Genomic DNA, 19,581 nt, shown 5'->3' on the forward strand with positions numbered 1-19,581 from the left:
GAAAAAGTTACATACGAAATGTTCGATTTGGAAAATTTTTTTAGATATTTTTTATCAAAAAAACCAGGTCTTTACCTGACCTGGTTTTTCCACACCCTAGTACAGCTTGGTATCCGGTCCTACATTCTCAAGCTTTTGCTTCACGCTTTGCAGGAATCGTCCACAAATCAGACCATCCAGCACGCGATGATCCAAGGACATGCACAGATTGACCATGGAACGCACTGCGATCATGTCGTTAATGACGACAGGGCGTTTCACAATGGACTCAACACTAAGGATCGCAGCTTGTGGAGCATTGATAATCGGCTGGGACAAAACAGAGCCAAAGGAGCCTGTGTTGTTAACCGTAAAGGTCCCGCCTGTCATGTCATCCATCGTCAATTTTCCTGCACGGGTGCGTGCTGCCAGATCATCAACTGCCTTAGCAATGCCAAGAATGGATTTTTGGTCAGCATGCTTGATGACAGGAACATAGAGAGCATCTTCCGTGGCTACTGCGATGGAGATGTTGATGTCCTTTTTCACGATGATTTTGTCATGCGCCCATGTGGAATTGATCATCGGGTACTCTTTTAACGCTTCCACAACCGCTTTGATAAAGAACGGCAGGAACGTGAGGTTGAGCCCTTCCTTTTTCGCAAATTCACCTTTTGCCTGATTGCGGAAGTTAACGAGATTGGTCACGTCTACTTCGACCATCGTCCAAGCATGTGGAGCCTCATGCTTACTCTGTACCATCCGGCTTGCAATCGTACGACGAATAGATGTTACAGGGACAACTTGATCACCGCTTGCAACCGGTATATCTACGGAAACAGCAGGAGTCGAAGCTGGTACTACCGGTGCAGGTGTTGAAACGACAGTAGTTTGTTCGACTGCTACTGGAGCCTGCGCGACCGTTTCTTTCACGGTCTCAGTTGGTTTTTGGCCGCCCGCGTCGATAATCGCTTGGACATCTTTGCGGGTAATACGACCGCCTGCCCCAGTCCCTACAACGCGGGACAAATCAATGCCATGCTGCTGTGAGAGCATGACAACAGCAGGTGAATAACGTTGTTTCGGTCCATCCATGACTGGTACTTGCTGATTAGATACAGCCGGCGTAGCTGCCTTTGGCTGCTCGGTTGCAGGCGCTTGTGGGGCCGTAGTTTCCGTCGTGCCAGCAGGCGCTGCAGTTGCACCTTCCGCACCACTTTCTTCTATATATAGGATCAACGTACCGACAGCGACTGTCTCACCTTCTGGCACGACGATCTCTGTAACGCGTCCTGAAACGGTAGAAGGAACCTCTGCGTTTACTTTATCCGTCGTCACTTCAGCCAGCGAGTCGTATTTCTTGACCGTGTCGCCTACATTGACCAGCCATTTGCTAATGGTGCCCTCGGTCACGCTCTCTCCGAGCTGGGGCATAAGTACTTTCGTTGCCATGATCCTTGGTCCTCCTCGCCTTAAAAGTTGGCCAGCTCGCGCATTGCTTCCAATACTTTTTCCGGGTTCAGCATAAAGTATTTTTCCATCGGCGGGCTGTATGGCATAGCCGGTACATCTGGACCGCAAAGACGTTTAATCGGTGCATCCAAATCGAACAGGCAATGCTCCGCTACAATGGCAGCTACCTCACCGCCAACGCCGCCTTCTTTGTTGTCCTCGTGTACGATCAATACTTTGCCTGTCTTCGAAGCCGCTTCTACAATCGCTTCCTTGTCCAACGGATACAGTGTGCGCAAATCAAGAACATGCGCGCTGATGCCTTCTTGTGCGAGCTTTTCCGCAGCTTGGAGTGCGAAGTGCAGAGTCAAACCGTAGGAGATGACCGTGATGTCTGTACCCTCTCGCTTGACATCCGCTTTGCCAATCGGCAGCACATAGTCATCCTCAGGCACTTCGCCTTTGATTAAACGATAGCAGCGCTTGTGCTCGAAAAAGAGCACAGGATCCTCGTCGCGAATGGCTGCTTTCAGAAGACCTTTTGCATCATAAGGTGTCGAAGGTGCTACTACTTTCAAACCAGGGGTGTTCGTGAACATCGCTTCCACAGATTGTGAATGGTACAGTGCACCGTGAACCCCGCCGCCAAATGGAGCACGAATCGTGATCGGGCAATGCCAGTCGTTGTTCGAACGATAGCGCATTTTTGCCGCCTCACTGACAATTTGGTTCACAGCTGGCATGATGAAGTCCGCAAACTGAATCTCCGCGATTGGACGCATGCCGTAAGCTGCCGCACCAATCCCTACACCGACAATAGCGGATTCAGCCAGTGGCGTATCAATCACGCGCTCCTCGCCAAACTCTTCAATCAACCCGTTTGTCGCACGGAAAACCCCACCGCGTACGCCAACGTCTTCTCCGAGGATAAACACATTGGAATCGCGACGCATTTCTTCACGCATCGCCATTGTAATTGCATCAATAAAAGAAATGACTGCCATAAAAGATCCCCCCTTATTCCCCGTATACGTATGTCATAGTCGATTCTGGTGTTGGATATGGCGCGTTTTCTGCATATTCAGTGGCTTCATCCACTTCCAGCTGTACGCGAGCAAGCATATCTGCTTCCTTATGTTCGTCCAAGAGTCCGATCTCTCTCAAATATGCAGCGAAAACAATCAACGGGTCCTTTTTCTTCGCTTCTTCCACTTCTTCTCTCGTACGATACACTCGATCGTCATCGTCACTGGAGTGTGGAACAAGGCGATACATAACGGCTTCGATCAGCGTTGGCCCTTGACCACTGCGAGCACGCTCAACCGCTTCTTTCATGACGCGGTATACTTCAATCGGATCGTTTCCGTCCACACTGATGCCCGGGAAGCCATAGCCGATCGCACGGTCTGCTACACTTTCACAAGCCAACTGCTTTTTCAGTGGTACAGAGATCGCGTATTTGTTGTTTTCGCAGAAGAAGATAACCGGGAGCTTGTGGACACCCGCAAAGTTCGCACCTTCGTGGAAGTCCCCCTGGTTGCTGGAACCTTCTCCGAACGACGCATACACAACAAAATCTTTTTGCTTCATTCTACCCGCCAAAGCCATACCGACTGCGTGCGGCACTTGGGTAGTCACAGGGCTTGAGCCCGTCAAAATATTGTACTTCTTGCCACCGAAGTGACCTGGCATCTGTCTTCCTCCGCTATTCGGATCTTCTGCTTTCGCAAAAGCGGACAGCATGCAATCACGAGCTGTTTGGCCAAAGACCAGCACCAAACCAAGATCGCGATAGTACGGGCACAAGAAATCTCTGTCTTTTTCCATCGCAAAAGCTGCCCCCACCTGAGCTGCTTCCTGACCCTGGCAGGAAATCACGAACGGTACTTTGCCCGCACGATTCAACAGCCATTGGCGCTCGTCAATTTTTCTGGCCAATAGCATGTAATAATACATGTCAAGGACTTGTGCATCGGTCAATCCCACTTGCTCATGTCGCTTGGTTGTCATCGTTACATTCCCTCCTTGCTAATTGTGTATCGCTTTTCCGTCGACAGCCTGCGCTGCCTCCATGATTGCTTCGGATAAGGATGGATGCGGGTGAATCGTCTGACCGATCTCCCACGGAGTCGCATCCAGTACACGGGCCAAGCCCGCTTCGGAAATCATATCTGTCACATGTGTACCGATCATGTGAACCCCTAACAAATCATTGGTCTTGGCATCAACGACCAACTTCACAAAGCCGTCATTCTCACCGTGAATCAGTGCTTTGCCCAGCGGCTTAAAGCTGAACTTGCCGATTTTTACATCGTAGCCTTGTTCTTTTGCTTCTTTTTCAGTGAGTCCGACATTTGCGACTTCAGGTCGGCTATACGTACATTTCGGAACCTTGGTGTAATCCATCGGGTGCGGGTTTTGTCCAGCCATGTGCTCTACCGCAAGAATTCCTTCATGCGAGGCAACATGCGCCAATTGCAAGCCGCCAATAACGTCTCCAATCGCATAAATATGAGACTCTGCGGTCTGGAAAAATTCATTAACCACGACTACGCCACGCTCGACTTTGATTTCTGTTGCTTCCAAACCGATGTTTTCTACATTTGCTTGGCGTCCTACTGATACGAGTACCTTTTCGGCTTCAAAGGTTTGGACTCCATCCTTGACTTCCGCCTGAATAGATACTTTGCCTTCCCCTTTTTCCAACGATTCAGGCAGCACCTTTGCTCCCGTCACGATGTTTACTTTCCGCTTTTTCAACAGACGAGCCAATTCCTTGCTCACTTCTTCATCCTCAAGCGGCAAAATACGGTCTGCGTACTCCACAACAGTTACTTCCACACCGAAATCATTGAGCATGGAAGCCCACTCAATCCCGATAACACCGCCACCCACAATGACAACTGAAGCAGGCAATTGCTCCCACTGCAACGCTTCATCGCTTGTTACCACATAAGATCCGTCGATAACCAAACCGGGAAGTGTGCGTGGACGAGAACCTGTTGCCAGCAAAAGGAACCGTGGAACGATCATTTCTTGATCCCCGTTTTCCTTTTCAATGCGCACAGCACCTGCCTGCGGAGAAAAAATGGAAGGCCCCATGACTCTACCAAAGCCTTCAAAGACAGTAATGCTGCCTTTTTTCATCAAGTATTGAATCCCTTTGTGAAGTTGGTCGATAATGCCTTGCTTTCGCTCTTGTATTTTTGTGAAGTCATAGCCTACAGTACCTGCCGAGACTCCGTATTTGTCAGCTTCCTTCAGGGTGGAGAATACTTCTGCACTGCGCAATAGCGCTTTAGATGGGATGCAACCACGGTGCAAGCAAGTACCACCGAGCTTTTCTTTTTCCACGATTGCTACCTTCATTCCCAACTGGGAAGCGCGGATTGCCGCTACATAACCGCCGGTACCTCCCCCGAGGACGACTAGATCAAACTCTTGAGACACCACGATCTCTCCTTTCATTCGGAAAGCTAGCCTGCGTTTTTATGAGAATATGAATATTCAAAGAAAACCGTTTATGTATTCCTGACCGCTCCTCCATAGAAGAGCGGACAGGAGTAAGAACTTTATAGAAGAAACGAGATTAGCGCTTGTAAACAGTCTTGCCGTTTTGCAGGAAAGTATTACGTGATCTTGCAACACTTGCAATGCGCTCTTCTGCCATGCGGTCAGCAGCTTTGTAGGAAGCCATGCCATCACGTTCAGCGATTTCGTAAATTTTCAGGATGCTGTCATAGATTGTTTCTACTTTTTTCAGTGCACGCTCGCGGTTGTAGCCTTGCAGCTCATCTGCCACATTGATTACTCCACCAGCATTGATCACGTAGTCAGGCGCGTAGATCAGACCCATTTCGTGAATTTGGTCACCGTGTCTCTCTTCTTTCAGCTGGTTGTTAGCTGCCCCTGCAATCACTTTTGCTTTGAAGAGTGGAATCGTGTCATCGTTGATGATTGCACCCAGTGCGCAAGGAGAGAAGATATCGCACTCAACACCAAAGATCTCGTTAACGCCTACAGCTTTCGCACCGAAATCGTTCACTGCGCGATCTACGTTTTCTTGATTGATGTCCGTTACGATCAAATGCGCGCCTTCTTCATGCAGATGGCGGCACAAATTGTACGCTACGTTACCTACACCTTGTACAGCAATCACTCGGCCGGAGAGGGAGTCGGAACCAAACGCCAATTTAGCAGCAGCTTTCATTCCGCGGTAAACACCGTATGCTGTAACAGGAGATGGGTTACCACTGGAACCGAATGCCGGAGAAACACCTGTGACGAAATCTGTTTCCAGGTGGATCATATCCATGTCTGCTACCGTCGTTCCTACATCCTCAGCCGTGATGTAACGGCCATTGAGCCCTTGAATATAGCGACCGAAAGCACGGAACAGCTCTTCGCTCTTATGCTCACGCGGATCACCGATGATGACTGCTTTACCACCACCGATGTTCAGTCCAGCCGCAGCGTTTTTGTAAGTCATCCCACGACCGAGACGCAGTACGTCCACAATCGCCTCTTCTTCTGTTTTATACGGCCACATGCGCGTACCGCCGAGTGCTGGTCCTAATGTCGTATCATGAATGCAAATGATTGCTTTCAAACCGGAATTTTCGTCTTGGCAAAATACCAATTGCTCGTAATCGTACTTTTGCATGTAGTCAAAGATGTTCACTGAAGAAACCTCCCTAGTATCTTTCGTTTTCCGCTTAAGTAAGCTGGCGTAACAGTGGGCTCCATTTGGAGAATTTCCCGCCAAGAGGTATATGCAAAAGTCATGCCAATAAAATCAAACTCATGAAAGCGCTTTATTTACAAGAACGTGGAATGAGTATCCCGACGTCAAGTCTGCATTTTTTTGCATATACGCGCAAAGATTTGCGTGCAACATTTTGCACGATTACTTTGTTACTCTTCCTGCACATCCATGATGCCCAATTTTTCCATCTTGTAGTACAAACTGCGAATCGCGATTCCAAGACGTTTGGCTGCAAGGGTGCGATTGCCTTTGGCTGCTGCCAGTTCCCGCAATATGTGCTGACGTTCTGCCTTTTCTACTGCTTCTTTTAATGTGGTACCAGTGGAATCCTCATGCTGAGCCTCTTCCTTTTTGGTCGAAACGATTCTTCTTTCCAGAGGGGGTAAATGCTCCGGCATAATGATTCGCTCGTTGATCCGCATATGAATCATCGCCCTGCCCAGTACATTTTCCAACTCGCGTACATTCCCTGGCCAGTGATAGGACAGAAGCATCTGCAATGTTTCTTCATGCAGCTCTTCTACATTTCTACCATACTCCAGATTGGCTTTTCGCAGCAGGTGCATGGCAATCGGTTTAATATCTTCCAAACGCTGTCTGAGTGGAGGGATATGAATCGGTACGACGTGGAGACGATAATACAGGTCTTCACGGAAACGTCCCGCTCCGATCGCTGCCTCCAGATTCACATGGGTAGCTGCAATGACGCGAACATCGATGTTGATCGGCTTCGTTCCACCGACTCGTACGACCTCTCGCTCCTGCAGGACCCGCAAAAGCATGACCTGCATGCTCATGGACAGCTCGCCGATCTCGTCCAAAAAGATTGTTCCACCGCTCGCTTCCTCAAACAGCCCCCGCTTTCCTCCTCGACGCGCACCTGTAAACGCACCTTCTTCGTAACCGAAAAGCTCACTCTCCAGCAGGCTCTCTGAGATCGCTGCACAGTTGACCCGGATAAATTGGTTGTATTTTCGTTCACTTGCATTATGTATGGCGTGGGCAAACAGCTCTTTCCCCGTTCCCGATTCTCCACGAAGAAGGACCGTTGCTGGTGTTGACGCCGCTTTTTTGGCTTGCTCGATCGCTTGCTGCATGGACTCGCTATAGCCAATGATGTCTGCAAAGCTATATTTTGCCTCCAGATTGCGGATGATACGACGAGCTCTCTCCAGCTCTTCTGACAGGCGCTTGAATTCAGAGACATCGTGAATGACGCCAACGCTGCCTTTCAGCTCTCCATCGACCAGAACAGGTGCAACATTGACTACAACGTCCTTGCGCTTTGGTCCCAATTTCATGGGGGCGCCTCTCACTGCCTTCTTCGTTTTCAAGACTTGCATGTGCATGCTATCGCCTTCGGAAATATCTACCGTCGCTGGTTTCCCGATAATGTCGTCTTGCGAAAAACCCGTAAGCCTTGTGTAGGCAGGGTTGATCAAAAGTCCATTCCCGTATTGGTCAACAACTGATATTGCTTCGTCCGATGATTGAATAATCGCTTGTAGCATGCTCTGCAAATCTTTCAAGTTCGTCACTTCTTCTGCCAACGCCATGATTTCTGTAATATCACGGAAAATGGCAACAGCTCCGACAACTTCTCCGCGGTCATTGCGAACGGGCACACGGTTTGTAATAATCCGCGTTTGATTCGGCAAAACTTGCTCCTGATTCAATTCGGGAGAGCCTGTCTTTAATACAATATGTAACCGAGTGTTCGGTATACGCTCTGAAACTTTTGTATCCAGCACTTCACTCGCCTCGATGCCCATCAATCGCTCTGCGGCTTTGTTGAACAACGTTATAACTCCTTGACGATTGACACCGATAATCGCGTCATGCGTGGAGTTCAACATCGTTTCCCGCTCGCGCTGATTTTGCATCAAGACCGCAATTAGTTTATCGCGTTCCCGAATCAATTTCATGACGATTCTCGTAAACGTTCCTGGAATGAGCACTGTCTTATCTTTCTTTAATTGCCTGAGATGCTCATACTCCCCCAGGTCCCCTGTAGCTTCTAAAATGACATCCAGATCCTCATCCAGATAAGGCCGATAATCTTGATCGACGGGAATCCCCAATGATTGGGCCAGCAGAATGCCTGGGGCGTCCGGCCGTTGATCGACGACAGCAACGACTTGTAATCGGTCCATCTGGTTTAGCATCCGCAGGAGTGCTGTTCCACCACGTCCCGCACCAACGATGAGCAGCTTGTGCATGCGAGAGACCCCTCACTTTTTGAACAACCTCTTTACGATCTTACTCGATACCATTGTACTCCAACAAACCGTTGATGGACAGGCGTTCTTCCCTAACGTGCGCTCGTTCATGTGCAACAGGTACGGTGGACAAGGCTGTTCGCATCCGATATGATGAAAAGACCGTGCTGTAGTTATTGAAGTCGTTTACGCATTCGAGAAAGGGGTGAAAAACCCTTGGTATTTCAGAAAATCATTGCCCTCTTAATTATGGTAATCCCGGCGGCAATCGCCATGTACGGAATCAAGTTAATCCGAGACGCATTCTTCTATTCTGCCTCTCCCGATGTTGGATTTTTGTGGGGAAAACTCATTCTAGGTATACTGGCTTTCGCCATCCCTGTATGGTTTATTGCCGGATTTATTCTCCATCACGAACGCAAAAAAAATCGCGTACAGCCCCGTTTCATGGTTCCTGAGCCTGATGATGAGGACTAGACCAAACCGGACGAGCCAGTCTGGTTTTTTTTATTTTCAGCTTCTGTAACTCTCCCCCATTGATCGAGCCGACGAAGCCAGCCGACGTGTTCGATGACGCGGGAAAACGAGCAAAATTCTGCCGCAATCTGAAGACACAGGAAAAGCACGAGCATACTCGCCTGTACATAAATAGGTGTCCCAATGACAAAGGAAAAGCCTGCTGCAAAACCCAAGGCATTGGACCCTGTATCTCCGAGCATGATTTTGCCGCCAGCGTCATGGGGAAACATGCGCACGCTTGCCATGAAAACAGGGATCAAAAAAATCCAGTTTGCCATCGCCGCACTGGCTCCTATTGTCCATAAACCAAAAGCCGCTGCCATTGCTGTCAGGCACCAAAACACTTTGATCGCCCGTGCAGGCCGCAAATCAAACAAGTTAACAATATTAGGCGAGAGTGCAAGTAAACCAAAGGAAACAATACCGGCCCACAACGAGTTCGAAAGAGAGAAGGAAAGATAAAAAGCCGTGCTTGTCCCGCCTATCAGCTTCCACATCCCACTAGTCATTCGCCTCTCTCGCCATAACACGCCGAAATGTCCACGAAAGCCTTTTGCAGCCCGATCTGATGTGCGATCATCACGCCATCCCCAAAAAGCCATCGTGATCATACCTGTTAGAAACAATAAGCCGTTCAGGAGAAGCTCGCTTTTGGCCCCACTGAGAAGAAGTAGTCCGATCAGCACTAGCCCAGTTATAGCGCTCGAACATACGAGGATAAGCCCCCCTGCTGTCAGTAAGGACTCTCCTTCGTAATTGAATCGATTCATCCCCAGTGCTTTGAGCTTTTGCGTGCCGATTTTATGCAGCGGGCGGTCAAGCACCAGCGGAAGAACGACCGCGATGAGCAAGATGAGCATCATGATTTTCGTTTCCACTCCTGCCCCTCCCACCATTTCCAGCATAGCGTTCGGCTAATCGCGACAAATTCATTCCCGCGATGACAGAAGCCTGCCCAATCGTTTTTCGTTTCACGGTGCGAAAAAAAGACAGGGACCTCTGCTACACGATACCCTGCACGCAAAGCATCGACAGTGAGACCCACCTCTAAGCCAAATCCTTTATCCTGGCTCCCCAATCGATTAAGAAGCTCGCGACGTATTGCCCGTTGTCCCGATAAAGGGGCTTTTGCTTCAAAGCCTGTCAACATCCGGATGCCATGATGGGCCAAGCCTTTTGCTAATCCGAGACCTGCTTTCACTGTCGGAGGGGGAAGAACAGCTACCGCCATATCACAGACATCTTGTAGCACCGGCGTAAGCAAATGTGCGGCTTCTGCTGCGCTGTCTCGCAAATCACCGTCGAGAAGCATGACCACATCCCCACTGGCGCACTTCCAGCCCAGTTGAACAGCGGCACCCTTCCCTTGATTGCGCGGCGCTCGAATCACCACATCCGCCCACTTGCTTGCGATGTGTGCCGTCTGATCTTTACTGCCATCATCAACGACGATTAGTTCATCACAAAAAAAGCGTTCACGGATGGCACGGAGTGTATCACCGATGGAAGCCTGTTCGTTGAACGCCGGGATGACGACGCTAACTTTTTTCACGCGAGCCCTTCCTCTCAGCCAATCTATTTTGCACTTGCTCCAAAAGTGCCCATTGTTTTGCAGGAGAGTCAGGCACTTCTCCGACCTGAATCCAGGAATTCACCTGTTTTTCCTGTAGCCAAAGCGGCGCTTGCCTAGCTACTACCAAAAGTACTCCATCTTCCCAACTATTTCCCTCGCGATACGAAACCACTTCCATGCCTACTGAATGCATCAGTTGCTTAACCTGTTCAGCAACGTTGCCATCCTCCTGCCAAACATACACCTTGCTTCCAGCAAGTTCATCCACATAGCGTATGCTGATGAGTTGGACGACTTCTTGGTTGCTGCGAGCAACTTCTTTGAGCAATCGATTCATTTGCTGTCTTAATTCATGGTTGCTTTTGAGCGCGCGATCATACTTTGCTTCCATATTGGAAAGAATGCCGTTTGTTCCTTGCGTTATCCATGAATGGCCTGCCGTCCCTCCTAACAAGATACCTACCCCAAGTGCGACAAATATGGCTGCCAGTGAAATCAAATGATAGCGGAAGGGTATCATGTCTACCTCCATGAAAGTGCGTTGTTCATAAAGTCCAAGTCTGCCACTGGGTCCAAATCATCTGTACAGCATGACGGGCGATCGGATTAATGACGAGCGCGGCTGATACAGGGAGAAGCATAGCGACTATACACCAACCCCACAGCTTCCATGACTCGCTCGGCCGATAGAGATGACTGACTCCTTTGGCATCAATTAGCTTTGTCCCGATCTTTGTGCGGACCAATAACGTGCTCGCCATACCTTTGCGGCCTTTTTCGAGAAAATCAATCATATTTGTATGAGCACCGATCGTGACGATCAGTTTAGCCTCTTTTTCGTACGCTAACAGCATCGCCACATCTTCACTCGTACCGGGCGCTGGCAAAACATGATAAGGCAAACCGAGTGCTTTTACGCGAGCCGTTCCAGGTGCTGTCCCATCTACAAAAGCATGAACAACGACCTCCGCTCCGCTTTGGAGTGCTCTGTCCGAGACGCTGTCCATATCTCCCACAATCAGGTCTGGACGATACCCCGCTTCCATGAGGGCATCTGCACCACCATCGACCCCGATCAAGACAGGTCGATATTCTTGAATGTAGGAAGACAGGGTCAGCAAGTCCTCTCTGTAATGTTTCCCGCGAACGACGACAACGACGTGTCGCTGTTCCATTTTTGTATGTAATCGCACATGGCAAAGCGGTTTTAAAAAAAGGTCTTTTTCCTTGCTGGCGTACAAAAGTGTATTGTCGATAAACGAAGAGAGTGTATCATCCAACTTATCCTGCGCTTCATACCATCGGTTCAAAATAGAGGGAACCGTCACCTGCTGCAGCCTGCATACATGGACCCACTTCTCTTCTAATAGGATGTACAAATTTTCTTCGCGTATCGTTGCATACTTGCCCTCGATCCATTCCATGAACGAATCCGACCCATCTACATCCAGTACTTCATAGAGTGTGACACCGTTTGTTAAAAGTTGGCGGGCTCCTTCAGCCGGATATTGCCCCGTCATGAATGGCGAAAGATTGAGGGCGACTTTTACCCCTCTTTCCAGCAAGGACTGTGCTGCTATCTCATCAACGTCTGGATGATCAATGATGGCGATATGATGGGAGTGGAGACGTTTGCACAACTGCTTCGTCTTCAGATCAGCTGCTACGACAGCCGTGTATGAATGTGTTGCAGAACCTTTTTGTTTGCCCACTTTCCCACCTCCGCCTTTAGTATGCTAAATATTTCCTAACTACATGCAAAAAACGGTCAGAGCGTTTTTTGCAGACCGCCAGCGGGTCCCATCGTGTTTAATGAAAACCAACGAGATGTTTTTCACAAAAAAGAGGCTGTGCATCAAATGCACAACCTCTTTTAGCGAAGCGTTTTCAGTTTAATCTACGCACCCTTGACCAGGTAGTAAATGATCAAACCATCTGCGAACAGGAAAACCATCAAAGATACAAAGCCAAATAAGATTGCAAATGTGTTTTTCGCTTTGATGGAATTCAAACAGCCCCAAGCGATAAAGAATGTGAAGATAAACATCAGGATGTCAAATAAAACGATTTTCATAAACGACAACTCCTTCACCATGATGACGCAAACCGGAATACAATGGCAATTCCATTATATAGCTTCACGTATTATGAGACAAGCATATCCAAATTTGTGAACAAAAAGTTTCACAATTATTTCCCTTTTATTGTGCCACATGTTGCGCTGCCTATCCATATACTCCAGCAATCTTGCTCATTCCATTTTTCTTCCCTGGCTACATGATCATGGATGGTGTGAACGAGGTCCTTCAGTTCCACATCGGTCAATTCATGCAGAATGGAGCGGCCTTTTCTTGAAAGCAAGTCTGCTTCCAATTCAGACCAGCTATCGTATTCACGTCTTGTCTCCCATAGCGTCGTCTTGTTCACCTGTTCAAGCCCCGCGAGCTTCATGCTGTTCTGCACCGTTGTATCATCCGGTCTTCGTGTCTCTTCTATCGTGAGCAAGCGCGGGTATCGGGTAAAGAAATAACCGCGAAAATGAGTCGGCGAGGCTGGCATTTTGACATCGTCCATCGTCCTATCTTGGATCAGGCAAATTCCCCCCGGTGTCAATAGCCTGATGACTTCTTTAAAAAACTTCTGCAAGTCTTGCTCCGGGAAATGATGGATCAAGGCGCGAGCGAATACAATATCCGCACACTGACTCGGCAAGCCTGTTGCCCGGGCATCCCCCTGTACAAACGAAATCTTTGGATCGTCAGCGCATTGCTCTCTCGCCGCTTCTACCATCACCTGAGAGAAGTCAATGCCCGTGACAGAAGCAGCTCCTAACCCAGCCCAAGCCTTACTGTAAATTCCACCGCCACAACCGATGTCGACGACGTTTTTGCCCACAGGATTGACGAGTGACAAGATCGTCTGACTCCACGAATCGTCAGCGGTTCTTCCAGTATAACTCAACTGATTTTTCTCAGCGTGAAAATCAATGGTCATTCCTGTTTCGCCTCCATGAACTCCAGCCGGTTTCCAAATGGGTCCTCTGTGAAAAAGCGGATAAGGTGAGGAATTTCTTCGTCAATCCGAAATGATACCCCATTTGCTTGCAGATGCTCCATCAGCGAACCAATGTTTCCCACAAGGAACGCTGGATGTGCTTTTTTCGCGGGAATGAATCCTTCCTCTACGCCAATATGAATCATTTGAGCGCCACATTGGAACCATACACCACCCCGAACGAGAAGCTTCTCTGGCTTTGGAACCTCCGGCATTCCTAAAAGCTCACCGAAAAACTTGCGCGCTACGTCCTCCGTTCCTGCTGGTGCTGCTAATTGTATATGATCGAGTCCAATCCATTCATGCTTTTTTGTCATCGTCTTCATTTCCTCCTCTTTTTTTGCACAGAACCATCCATTCGTCAATCTGATGGGTCATTACTCTGCCTTCGTTTGTGGTAAGCCCTAGATATTCTTTTTGTTCATCTGTAGCGTCCAGGAGCATTTTTTCGACGGCCGCTTCCTGCTCAGGTGATTCGGAAGTGCGCTGAACCCATGGTAAAAATTCAAACCTTTTTTTACGTTCCTGCTGCTTTTGCAAAGTTAGGCCGTTCGCTTCAAACAAAGCGCACCATTCCCTTACGGAAAGACAACGAACATGACTTGGATCGCGTGTTTTCTCTACTTCATTCATGAATGCCGAGAGTGACGACTCCTCAGACGAAACGTTGTCGATGAAGAGAAACAACCCACCAGGGATCAGCACGCGACTCACCTCACGAACAAAAGCCGCCGGATCGGGAAAATGATGAGCCGCGATTCGGCATGTGACCAGCTCAAATGATTCATCGAGAAACGGGAGAGACTCTGCATCAGCCTGAACATACATCACATTATGGACATGTGCTGTTTCATTGGCCGCAGACGCCGCCATGAGCATTGGTCGAGTCAAATCCGTGGCGACGACCAAGCTCACATGTGGAGCCAATGTCCTCGCTACGTGCCCACCTCCTGTGGCGATATCCAGTGCCCGCCACTTCTCTGCTGGCTGCATCCACTCCACCATCAGTTCCAGATCGCTGCCTTTAGCATGCGTTTTGCTTTGCACGTATTGCTCTGCATTTTTTCCAAATTGCGCTTGAACAGCTTGTTTGATCTCTTCAGGATTCTTCATAGAGAACACCTCCTGCCTACATCATATTCCAATGTTTGTCATCCTTGTTATAGAATACAGATAACTAGTTATCGAGAATTTGAATAGGAGGCAGCCCACAATGGATCGAGAAAGTCTTGAGGTATTTTTGACGATTGCTCGTCATGGATCAATTAATCGTGCTGCACAGGCGTTATTTTTGGCGCAATCAACATTGACGCATCGCTTGAAGCAGCTAGAGCGCCAGATTGGGAGTGCGCTGTTTGTTCGCACTGCCTCAGGGGTGAGTCTTACGGGCGAAGGACGTCGGCTACTACCGGTTGCTACAAATATCGTGGAACAAATGCGGTCCTTTATCCAAGAGAATGAACAGCGCCAATCGATGAACATCGTCGCAGGAAAAGCCTTTGTCGCCTATGAACTGCCGCGACTGATCGGGGAGTACCGGATAGCTCATCCGGGCTTTACCTGCTACGTTCGCTCTACACTGTATGAGGAGTCCCTCAGCGCTCTGCTAACGGGAACGGCTGATATTGCCTTCCTCGGGAGTGAAATGTATCATCCGCACATCCATCAAGAATTCCTTCCCAGCGATCGACTCCTGCTCGTCATGGCGCCCAGCCATCCTTGGGCAAGCGGGTTTCCAGGTTTTCAGGCATGGGGAACCGAGGAAATGATTGTGTTCGGGAATCACTCCGCCCCTTATCGCCAACGGATTGACCGCTATCTGGCGCAGCAGGGAGTTTTTCCGAATATTATTATGGAATTGGACAGCTTCAATGCTGTTAAAAAAATGGTCGAACGGCAGCTAGGGATTACGATCCTGCCGGAAAGAACCATACAACAAGAGCTAGCGACCCGAAGATTGGTCGCCTACGATATTGCAAACGGCGAATTAGTGCGCCCCACACTCATCGCCTACCTGCATCCAAAAAAAGAGGACGATGCTTTCCAGCAATTCGTCCAATGGATCAAGGAACATTATTAACAAAAGTTCACTGTAGTGTTAGTACCGTAAGCTCCGGGCGGCAAAATAAACGAACTGGCAAGATCGTCGTACCCACCCCTCTGGTGGTGTACACAGCCATGCCACCTACCTGATAAAGTCCTTGCACATATTTACGCCCGTATTGCGGCGCCAAAAGATGACCAATGAAGGGCAAGCGTACTTGTCCGCCATGGCTGTGGCCGGACAGTTGGAGATGCACGGGATGCTCTGACGCACTATCAGCAAAATCAGGCTCATGCACCAACAAGATAACGCTGCCCTCCGGCGGGATATTTTCTAGTGCCCTTGGAAGATCAGGTACACCATAGAAAAGGTCATCCACTCCTGCCATGTATAACTGCTGGCCATCTTTGTGTACGACCACATGCCGATTATCCAACACTTCAAATCCAGACGCGACTAATCCATCCCGAACTTTTTGTTGTTCACCAGCTCGATAATCGTGGTTGCCCAAAACGGCGAATTTGCCTAATGGGGCTAGGAGCTGATTGAAAAGGGGAACGGCGGCGAATAGAGGTCGCGTCACTTCATCTACGATATCTCCTGTGAAGCAAATCAAATCCGGTTTTTCGCTCTGAATCACGGCAATAACCGACTCCAACTCTTTCGCTTCAAAATAATGTCCGAGATGGACATCACTGAAATGAATGAGCTTTGTCCCCTTAAAGCTTTTTGGCAATCCCGGTATCGTGATGGACAATCGCACGATATCAAGCGCTTTTCGTTCCCATACATGACCGTACACACCAGTCGCTATACCAAGGCCAATCAATCCCCCTACCCATTTCGTGACTTTGTGGAGAAATGTTTTCCTTGAAATGGGAGCAAGGTTAGGATCATTCACTGTCTTTCGTTCGCTCATACCCATTCACGACAACGTCTAATCTTCCCGTCACCGGGTCAATGAGTAAGCCGTGTACTTCCACATTCGGTGGGAGGAGCGGGTGATTTTTAATCGTTTCTACGCTATTTTTCACACTTTCTTCTACACGATCGAATCCGTGCAGCCATTTATGTAAGTTAATCCCTGCATGTTGAAGCGTGGAAAACGTTTGCGCCGAAACTCCTCGCTCCAGCATCTTCTCCATCGTGCGTTTGCTGTCGATCGCACTCATCCCGCAGTCATAATGCCCGACGACCATCACTTCTTCGGCATTCAATTCGTAGATCGCAATAAGAATACTGCGCATAATACTCCCAAAAGGATGGGACACGATTGCCCCGGCGCTTTTTACGTGCTTGATATCCCCATTGCGCATGTTCATGGCTTTTGGCAACAGTTCAACCAAACGGGTATCCATACAAGACAGCACGACCAATCGTTTATCAGGAAACTTGGTGGTTTGGTACTTTTCGTATTCTTGGTTCGCCACAAATTCACGGTTAAATGCGAGAATTTCATCTAGATTGCGCACTTTCACAGCACCTGCCTCGCTCTTAGTAGTATGTATTTGTATCGTATGCTTTTCTATTTTACATAGGAGGATCAAAATCTCGCAAGGGACTGTGGCAGTTTCTTATCAATTGGTTCATTTTGTCAGGATGTAATGTTGTTCGTCTAAACGAAATTTTTTTGGTGTAAAGAGGTCCTCGATCGTCGAGTAAATGGGTTCTCTTTTCGTGAATTTCTCACCTATCCATAGACCATACAGTTCAACCTGCGTCTTGTCGTGATCAAGCAGCTCCTCGCACCAAGCACGTAGATGCATCATTCTGGCGATACTTTTTTGATAGTCCTCTACACATTCTTGATAATAACGTGGCCTCTCCTCTTCTGGTAACACCCCTAGTTTTACTTTATCAGGATGCTTGGAAACGCTAAATCTGCAAGCGCACCCCTCTTCGGTTTTCACCAGCCATGCCTGTTTTTTCGGAAAATGCTTGAAAAGATGAGGGCATCTTTCCCGTGACAATTTTCCTGTGAAAATATAAGGGGAGAGTGGCGGTTTAGGTTCAAATCCCGGTGTTTCTTTTATCATGACGAATAGTTCCAGACACATTGGTTTAGTTCCTCCGGAAAGAGTATGTCATTGCAATACATCAGGTTAAAACTTGGAAAAGTTTTTCTACTTGGTCCTTATTTGCGAATGACTCATCAATCGATAAAAAGGATAACAGGCTAATCGCTTTTTGTTGAGTTTTTCAAATCCATTCCTAAAACGTCGGCATAAAAAAGACAGGTTTCACAATCTATACCTGTATTGGCTATCTCTTTTCCCTCAATGATAGATACCGCTGACGATAACCAGCCCGCTTTTACTTAATAGGTGATGTAGAAGAACTAATTCTAATTTCTTTATAGAACAGTAGTTTGCTCATTTATTTTAATCTCCGAAGTATTAACCTTTAAATTTAGATGGGTTTTCAACATAACTCTCGATCAAATAGCCACAATTTGTGCAGATATGATGAATGATCGCCGAACTAAGAGGAACAAACTTGCCGAAGGGAAACACTCCCGCATCCCCAGCTTGCCTTCCTTTCCCAATCTCTTTACATCCACATTTTGGACACTGCACTTTTTGATTTTCCATTTTGCACCTCGCTTTTACTCTGTTTAGAATATTATTATAAATGACACAAACCATTTTTTGTTAATTTATTCTAAGAAAACTGGAATATATGGGAAACTTTGAGTCAAACTCTGCTAAGTCCTACCAAAACAAAAAGACACTAGCAGGCAAGCGCTAATGTCCTTTTGTTTTGGTTACGAATCGTGTAACTCAGTATCTACATCCTAGCTAATCTTCGCCTCAATCCGCAGCTTGTCCGCCACCATGGCAATAAACTCACTGTTGGTCGGCTTCGCCTTGGTGTTGGAAATCGTATAACCAAACAAGCTGGAGATGGAGTCCAGATTACCACGGGACCACGCTACTTCAATCGCATGACGGATGGCACGTTCCACACGACTTGCGGTTGTATTGAATTTCTTGGCAATGTCCGGGTACAGGACTTTGGTAATCGAACCGAGCAGCTCAACATCGTTGTATACCATTGTAATCGCTTCCCGCAGATACAAATAACCTTTGATATGAGCAGGAACTCCAATCTCGTGAATGATGCTGGTGATGCTCGCGTCCAAATTGCGTCCGCGAATTTGCAAGGTAGCTTGCGGTTTCACAGAAGAAACAAAAGAAGAGGCAGGCTTGGTTGTAATGATTTGACGGATGCGCTGAGCCAGCACCTCCATATCAAACGGTTTCAAAATGTAGTATGCTGCTCCCAGCTCTACTGCTTTCTTCGTAATTTCTTCCTGCCCGAAAGCAGTCAGCATAATAATTTTAGGTTGAGGACTTAAGCGCATGGCCTGAATTTGCTCCAAAACAGCCAAGCCATCCAGATGTGGCATGATGATATCCAAAATTAATACATCGGGTACACGTTCCTGCAGCAGTCGAACTACCTCATTGCCGTTGTAAGCAACACCCACAACATTCATGTCATACTGGCTACTGATGTACTCTTCCAACAGATTTACAAATTCACGGTTATCATCTGCCAACAACACTTCAATCTTGCTCAAGGTCGTTCCTCCTAACAATGGACGGTCTTTTGGAAAGAAGGTGGCGTTCTAGAGGTTAACAAATCTACAAGGATTAGTCCATACCATCTTTTCTCTACAAAAATTATTCGACAAAGCAAATTCCATTCCTGCCAATGACGAAAGATTGAATGATTTAACTGATATTTCGACAAAGAATCCTTTCATTTCTAATCGATTCGTCAAAGGACTGCAAAAACCGAAAAAGCCGCCTCGCTTCGTTCGCGTGACGGCACTTCATTCAGGCAGCTTTGGTTGTATTGGTTCGAGATTCGGCAGTACCTCGCACATTCACACCAGCATCCTGAAGCATCCACTCAATGTAGCAGCCGTATCCCGAAGTAGGATCATTGACAAAGACATGCGTGACGGCAC

At 47.9% G+C, this 19,581-nt stretch carries 21 protein-coding genes; 2 read left to right on the plus strand and 19 right to left on the minus strand.

What is annotated here, in order from left to right; all coding sequences use genetic code 11:
* Positions 1 to 96 precede the first annotated feature (96 nt).
* The 6 genes from HP568_RS15325 to HP568_RS15350 all read right to left on the minus strand — a co-directional run bounded on the left by HP568_RS15325 (position 97) and on the right by HP568_RS15350 (position 8,415).
* Positions 97 to 1,431, minus strand: a complete 1,335-nt coding sequence (locus HP568_RS15325; protein ID WP_217366599.1) for a dihydrolipoamide acetyltransferase family protein — start codon at positions 1,429 to 1,431, stop codon at positions 97 to 99.
* A gap of 20 nt (positions 1,432 to 1,451) precedes the next feature.
* On the minus strand, positions 1,452 to 2,435 hold the full coding sequence (locus HP568_RS15330; RefSeq protein WP_007720847.1) for an alpha-ketoacid dehydrogenase subunit beta: 984 nt from the start codon (positions 2,433 to 2,435) through the stop codon (positions 1,452 to 1,454).
* Between the two features lie 13 nt (positions 2,436 to 2,448).
* Entirely contained in the window at positions 2,449 to 3,441 is a 993-nt protein-coding gene (locus HP568_RS15335; RefSeq protein ID WP_048032560.1) for a thiamine pyrophosphate-dependent dehydrogenase E1 component subunit alpha, read from the minus strand.
* Positions 3,442 to 3,459: 18 nt separating this feature from the next.
* Positions 3,460 to 4,881, minus strand: coding sequence for a dihydrolipoyl dehydrogenase (gene lpdA, locus HP568_RS15340; RefSeq protein WP_048032559.1), 1,422 nt, complete (start codon positions 4,879 to 4,881; stop codon positions 3,460 to 3,462).
* Between the two features lie 139 nt (positions 4,882 to 5,020).
* Positions 5,021 to 6,112: a Glu/Leu/Phe/Val dehydrogenase dimerization domain-containing protein gene (locus HP568_RS15345; protein WP_047068882.1), complete on the minus strand. Its 1,092-nt coding sequence runs from the start codon at positions 6,110 to 6,112 to the stop codon at positions 5,021 to 5,023.
* A 233-nt stretch (positions 6,113 to 6,345) separates the two neighbouring features.
* On the minus strand, positions 6,346 to 8,415 hold the full coding sequence (locus HP568_RS15350; protein WP_048032558.1) for a sigma-54-dependent Fis family transcriptional regulator: 2,070 nt from the start codon (positions 8,413 to 8,415) through the stop codon (positions 6,346 to 6,348).
* Positions 8,416 to 8,631: 216 nt separating this feature from the next.
* On the opposite strand from HP568_RS15350, the gene HP568_RS15355 reads away from it, so the two are divergent.
* Positions 8,632 to 8,892, plus strand: coding sequence for a DUF2627 domain-containing protein (locus HP568_RS15355; RefSeq protein ID WP_007720834.1), 261 nt, complete (start codon positions 8,632 to 8,634; stop codon positions 8,890 to 8,892).
* On the opposite strand, the gene HP568_RS15360 is transcribed toward HP568_RS15355, so the two are convergent.
* The 8 genes from HP568_RS15360 to HP568_RS15395 all read right to left on the minus strand — a co-directional run bounded on the left by HP568_RS15360 (position 8,889) and on the right by HP568_RS15395 (position 14,674).
* A complete protein-coding gene (locus HP568_RS15360; protein WP_309142223.1) occupies positions 8,889 to 9,812 on the minus strand; it encodes a UDP-N-acetylmuramyl pentapeptide phosphotransferase in 924 nt (307 codons plus the stop codon). The two genes, HP568_RS15355 and HP568_RS15360, sit on opposite strands and share 4 nt — an antisense overlap.
* Positions 9,794 to 10,486: a glycosyltransferase family 2 protein gene (locus HP568_RS15365; protein WP_173629511.1), complete on the minus strand. Its 693-nt coding sequence runs from the start codon at positions 10,484 to 10,486 to the stop codon at positions 9,794 to 9,796. Before HP568_RS15365 ends, HP568_RS15360 begins: the two co-directional genes overlap by 19 nt.
* Entirely contained in the window at positions 10,473 to 11,027 is a 555-nt protein-coding gene (locus HP568_RS15370) for a copper transporter (protein ID WP_173629512.1), read from the minus strand. The genes HP568_RS15365 and HP568_RS15370 overlap by 14 nt, the downstream gene beginning before the upstream one ends.
* A 25-nt stretch (positions 11,028 to 11,052) precedes the next feature.
* Positions 11,053 to 12,219 (minus strand): putative cytokinetic ring protein SteA, encoded by a 1,167-nt coding sequence (gene steA / locus HP568_RS15375; protein ID WP_173629513.1) that lies wholly within the window; start codon positions 12,217 to 12,219, stop codon positions 11,053 to 11,055.
* A 185-nt stretch (positions 12,220 to 12,404) separates the two neighbouring features.
* Complete coding sequence (locus tag HP568_RS15380; RefSeq protein ID WP_082195915.1) at positions 12,405 to 12,581, minus strand: DUF2759 family protein; 177 nt, start codon at positions 12,579 to 12,581, stop codon at positions 12,405 to 12,407.
* Positions 12,582 to 12,697: 116 nt separating this feature from the next.
* Positions 12,698 to 13,501: a class I SAM-dependent methyltransferase gene (locus HP568_RS15385; RefSeq protein WP_173629514.1), complete on the minus strand. Its 804-nt coding sequence runs from the start codon at positions 13,499 to 13,501 to the stop codon at positions 12,698 to 12,700.
* Complete coding sequence (locus tag HP568_RS15390) at positions 13,498 to 13,878, minus strand: VOC family protein (RefSeq protein WP_048032552.1); 381 nt, start codon at positions 13,876 to 13,878, stop codon at positions 13,498 to 13,500. Before HP568_RS15390 ends, HP568_RS15385 begins: the two co-directional genes overlap by 4 nt.
* Positions 13,862 to 14,674, minus strand: a complete 813-nt coding sequence (locus tag HP568_RS15395; protein WP_173629515.1) for a class I SAM-dependent methyltransferase — start codon at positions 14,672 to 14,674, stop codon at positions 13,862 to 13,864. The genes HP568_RS15390 and HP568_RS15395 overlap by 17 nt, the downstream gene beginning before the upstream one ends.
* A gap of 100 nt (positions 14,675 to 14,774) precedes the next feature.
* On the opposite strand from HP568_RS15395, the gene HP568_RS15400 reads away from it, so the two are divergent.
* Positions 14,775 to 15,641: a LysR family transcriptional regulator gene (locus HP568_RS15400; RefSeq protein WP_173629516.1), complete on the plus strand. Its 867-nt coding sequence runs from the start codon at positions 14,775 to 14,777 to the stop codon at positions 15,639 to 15,641.
* A gap of 7 nt (positions 15,642 to 15,648) precedes the next feature.
* Here HP568_RS15400 and HP568_RS15405 read toward each other — a convergent pair whose 3' ends face one another.
* The 5 genes from HP568_RS15405 to HP568_RS15425 form a co-directional block, all read right to left on the minus strand.
* Positions 15,649 to 16,524 (minus strand): metallophosphoesterase, encoded by an 876-nt coding sequence (locus tag HP568_RS15405; protein WP_173629517.1) that lies wholly within the window; start codon positions 16,522 to 16,524, stop codon positions 15,649 to 15,651.
* Positions 16,499 to 17,077, minus strand: coding sequence for a beta-class carbonic anhydrase (locus HP568_RS15410; protein WP_048035787.1), 579 nt, complete (start codon positions 17,075 to 17,077; stop codon positions 16,499 to 16,501). The genes HP568_RS15405 and HP568_RS15410 overlap by 26 nt, the downstream gene beginning before the upstream one ends.
* 114 nt (positions 17,078 to 17,191) lie before the next feature.
* Positions 17,192 to 17,641, minus strand: a complete 450-nt coding sequence (locus HP568_RS15415) for a hypothetical protein (protein ID WP_254551244.1) — start codon at positions 17,639 to 17,641, stop codon at positions 17,192 to 17,194.
* Between the two features lie 758 nt (positions 17,642 to 18,399).
* Positions 18,400 to 19,188, minus strand: coding sequence for a sporulation transcription factor Spo0A (gene spo0A, locus HP568_RS15420; protein ID WP_007720793.1), 789 nt, complete (start codon positions 19,186 to 19,188; stop codon positions 18,400 to 18,402).
* A gap of 259 nt (positions 19,189 to 19,447) precedes the next feature.
* On the minus strand, positions 19,448 to 19,581 hold a 134-nt coding region (locus tag HP568_RS15425; RefSeq protein ID WP_173629519.1), incomplete at its 5' end, for a SpoIVB peptidase S55 domain-containing protein.

The sequence above is a fragment of the Brevibacillus sp. MS2.2 genome (assembly GCF_013284345.1).
In the GTDB taxonomy this organism is placed as follows: domain Bacteria; phylum Bacillota; class Bacilli; order Brevibacillales; family Brevibacillaceae; genus Brevibacillus; species Brevibacillus brevis_C.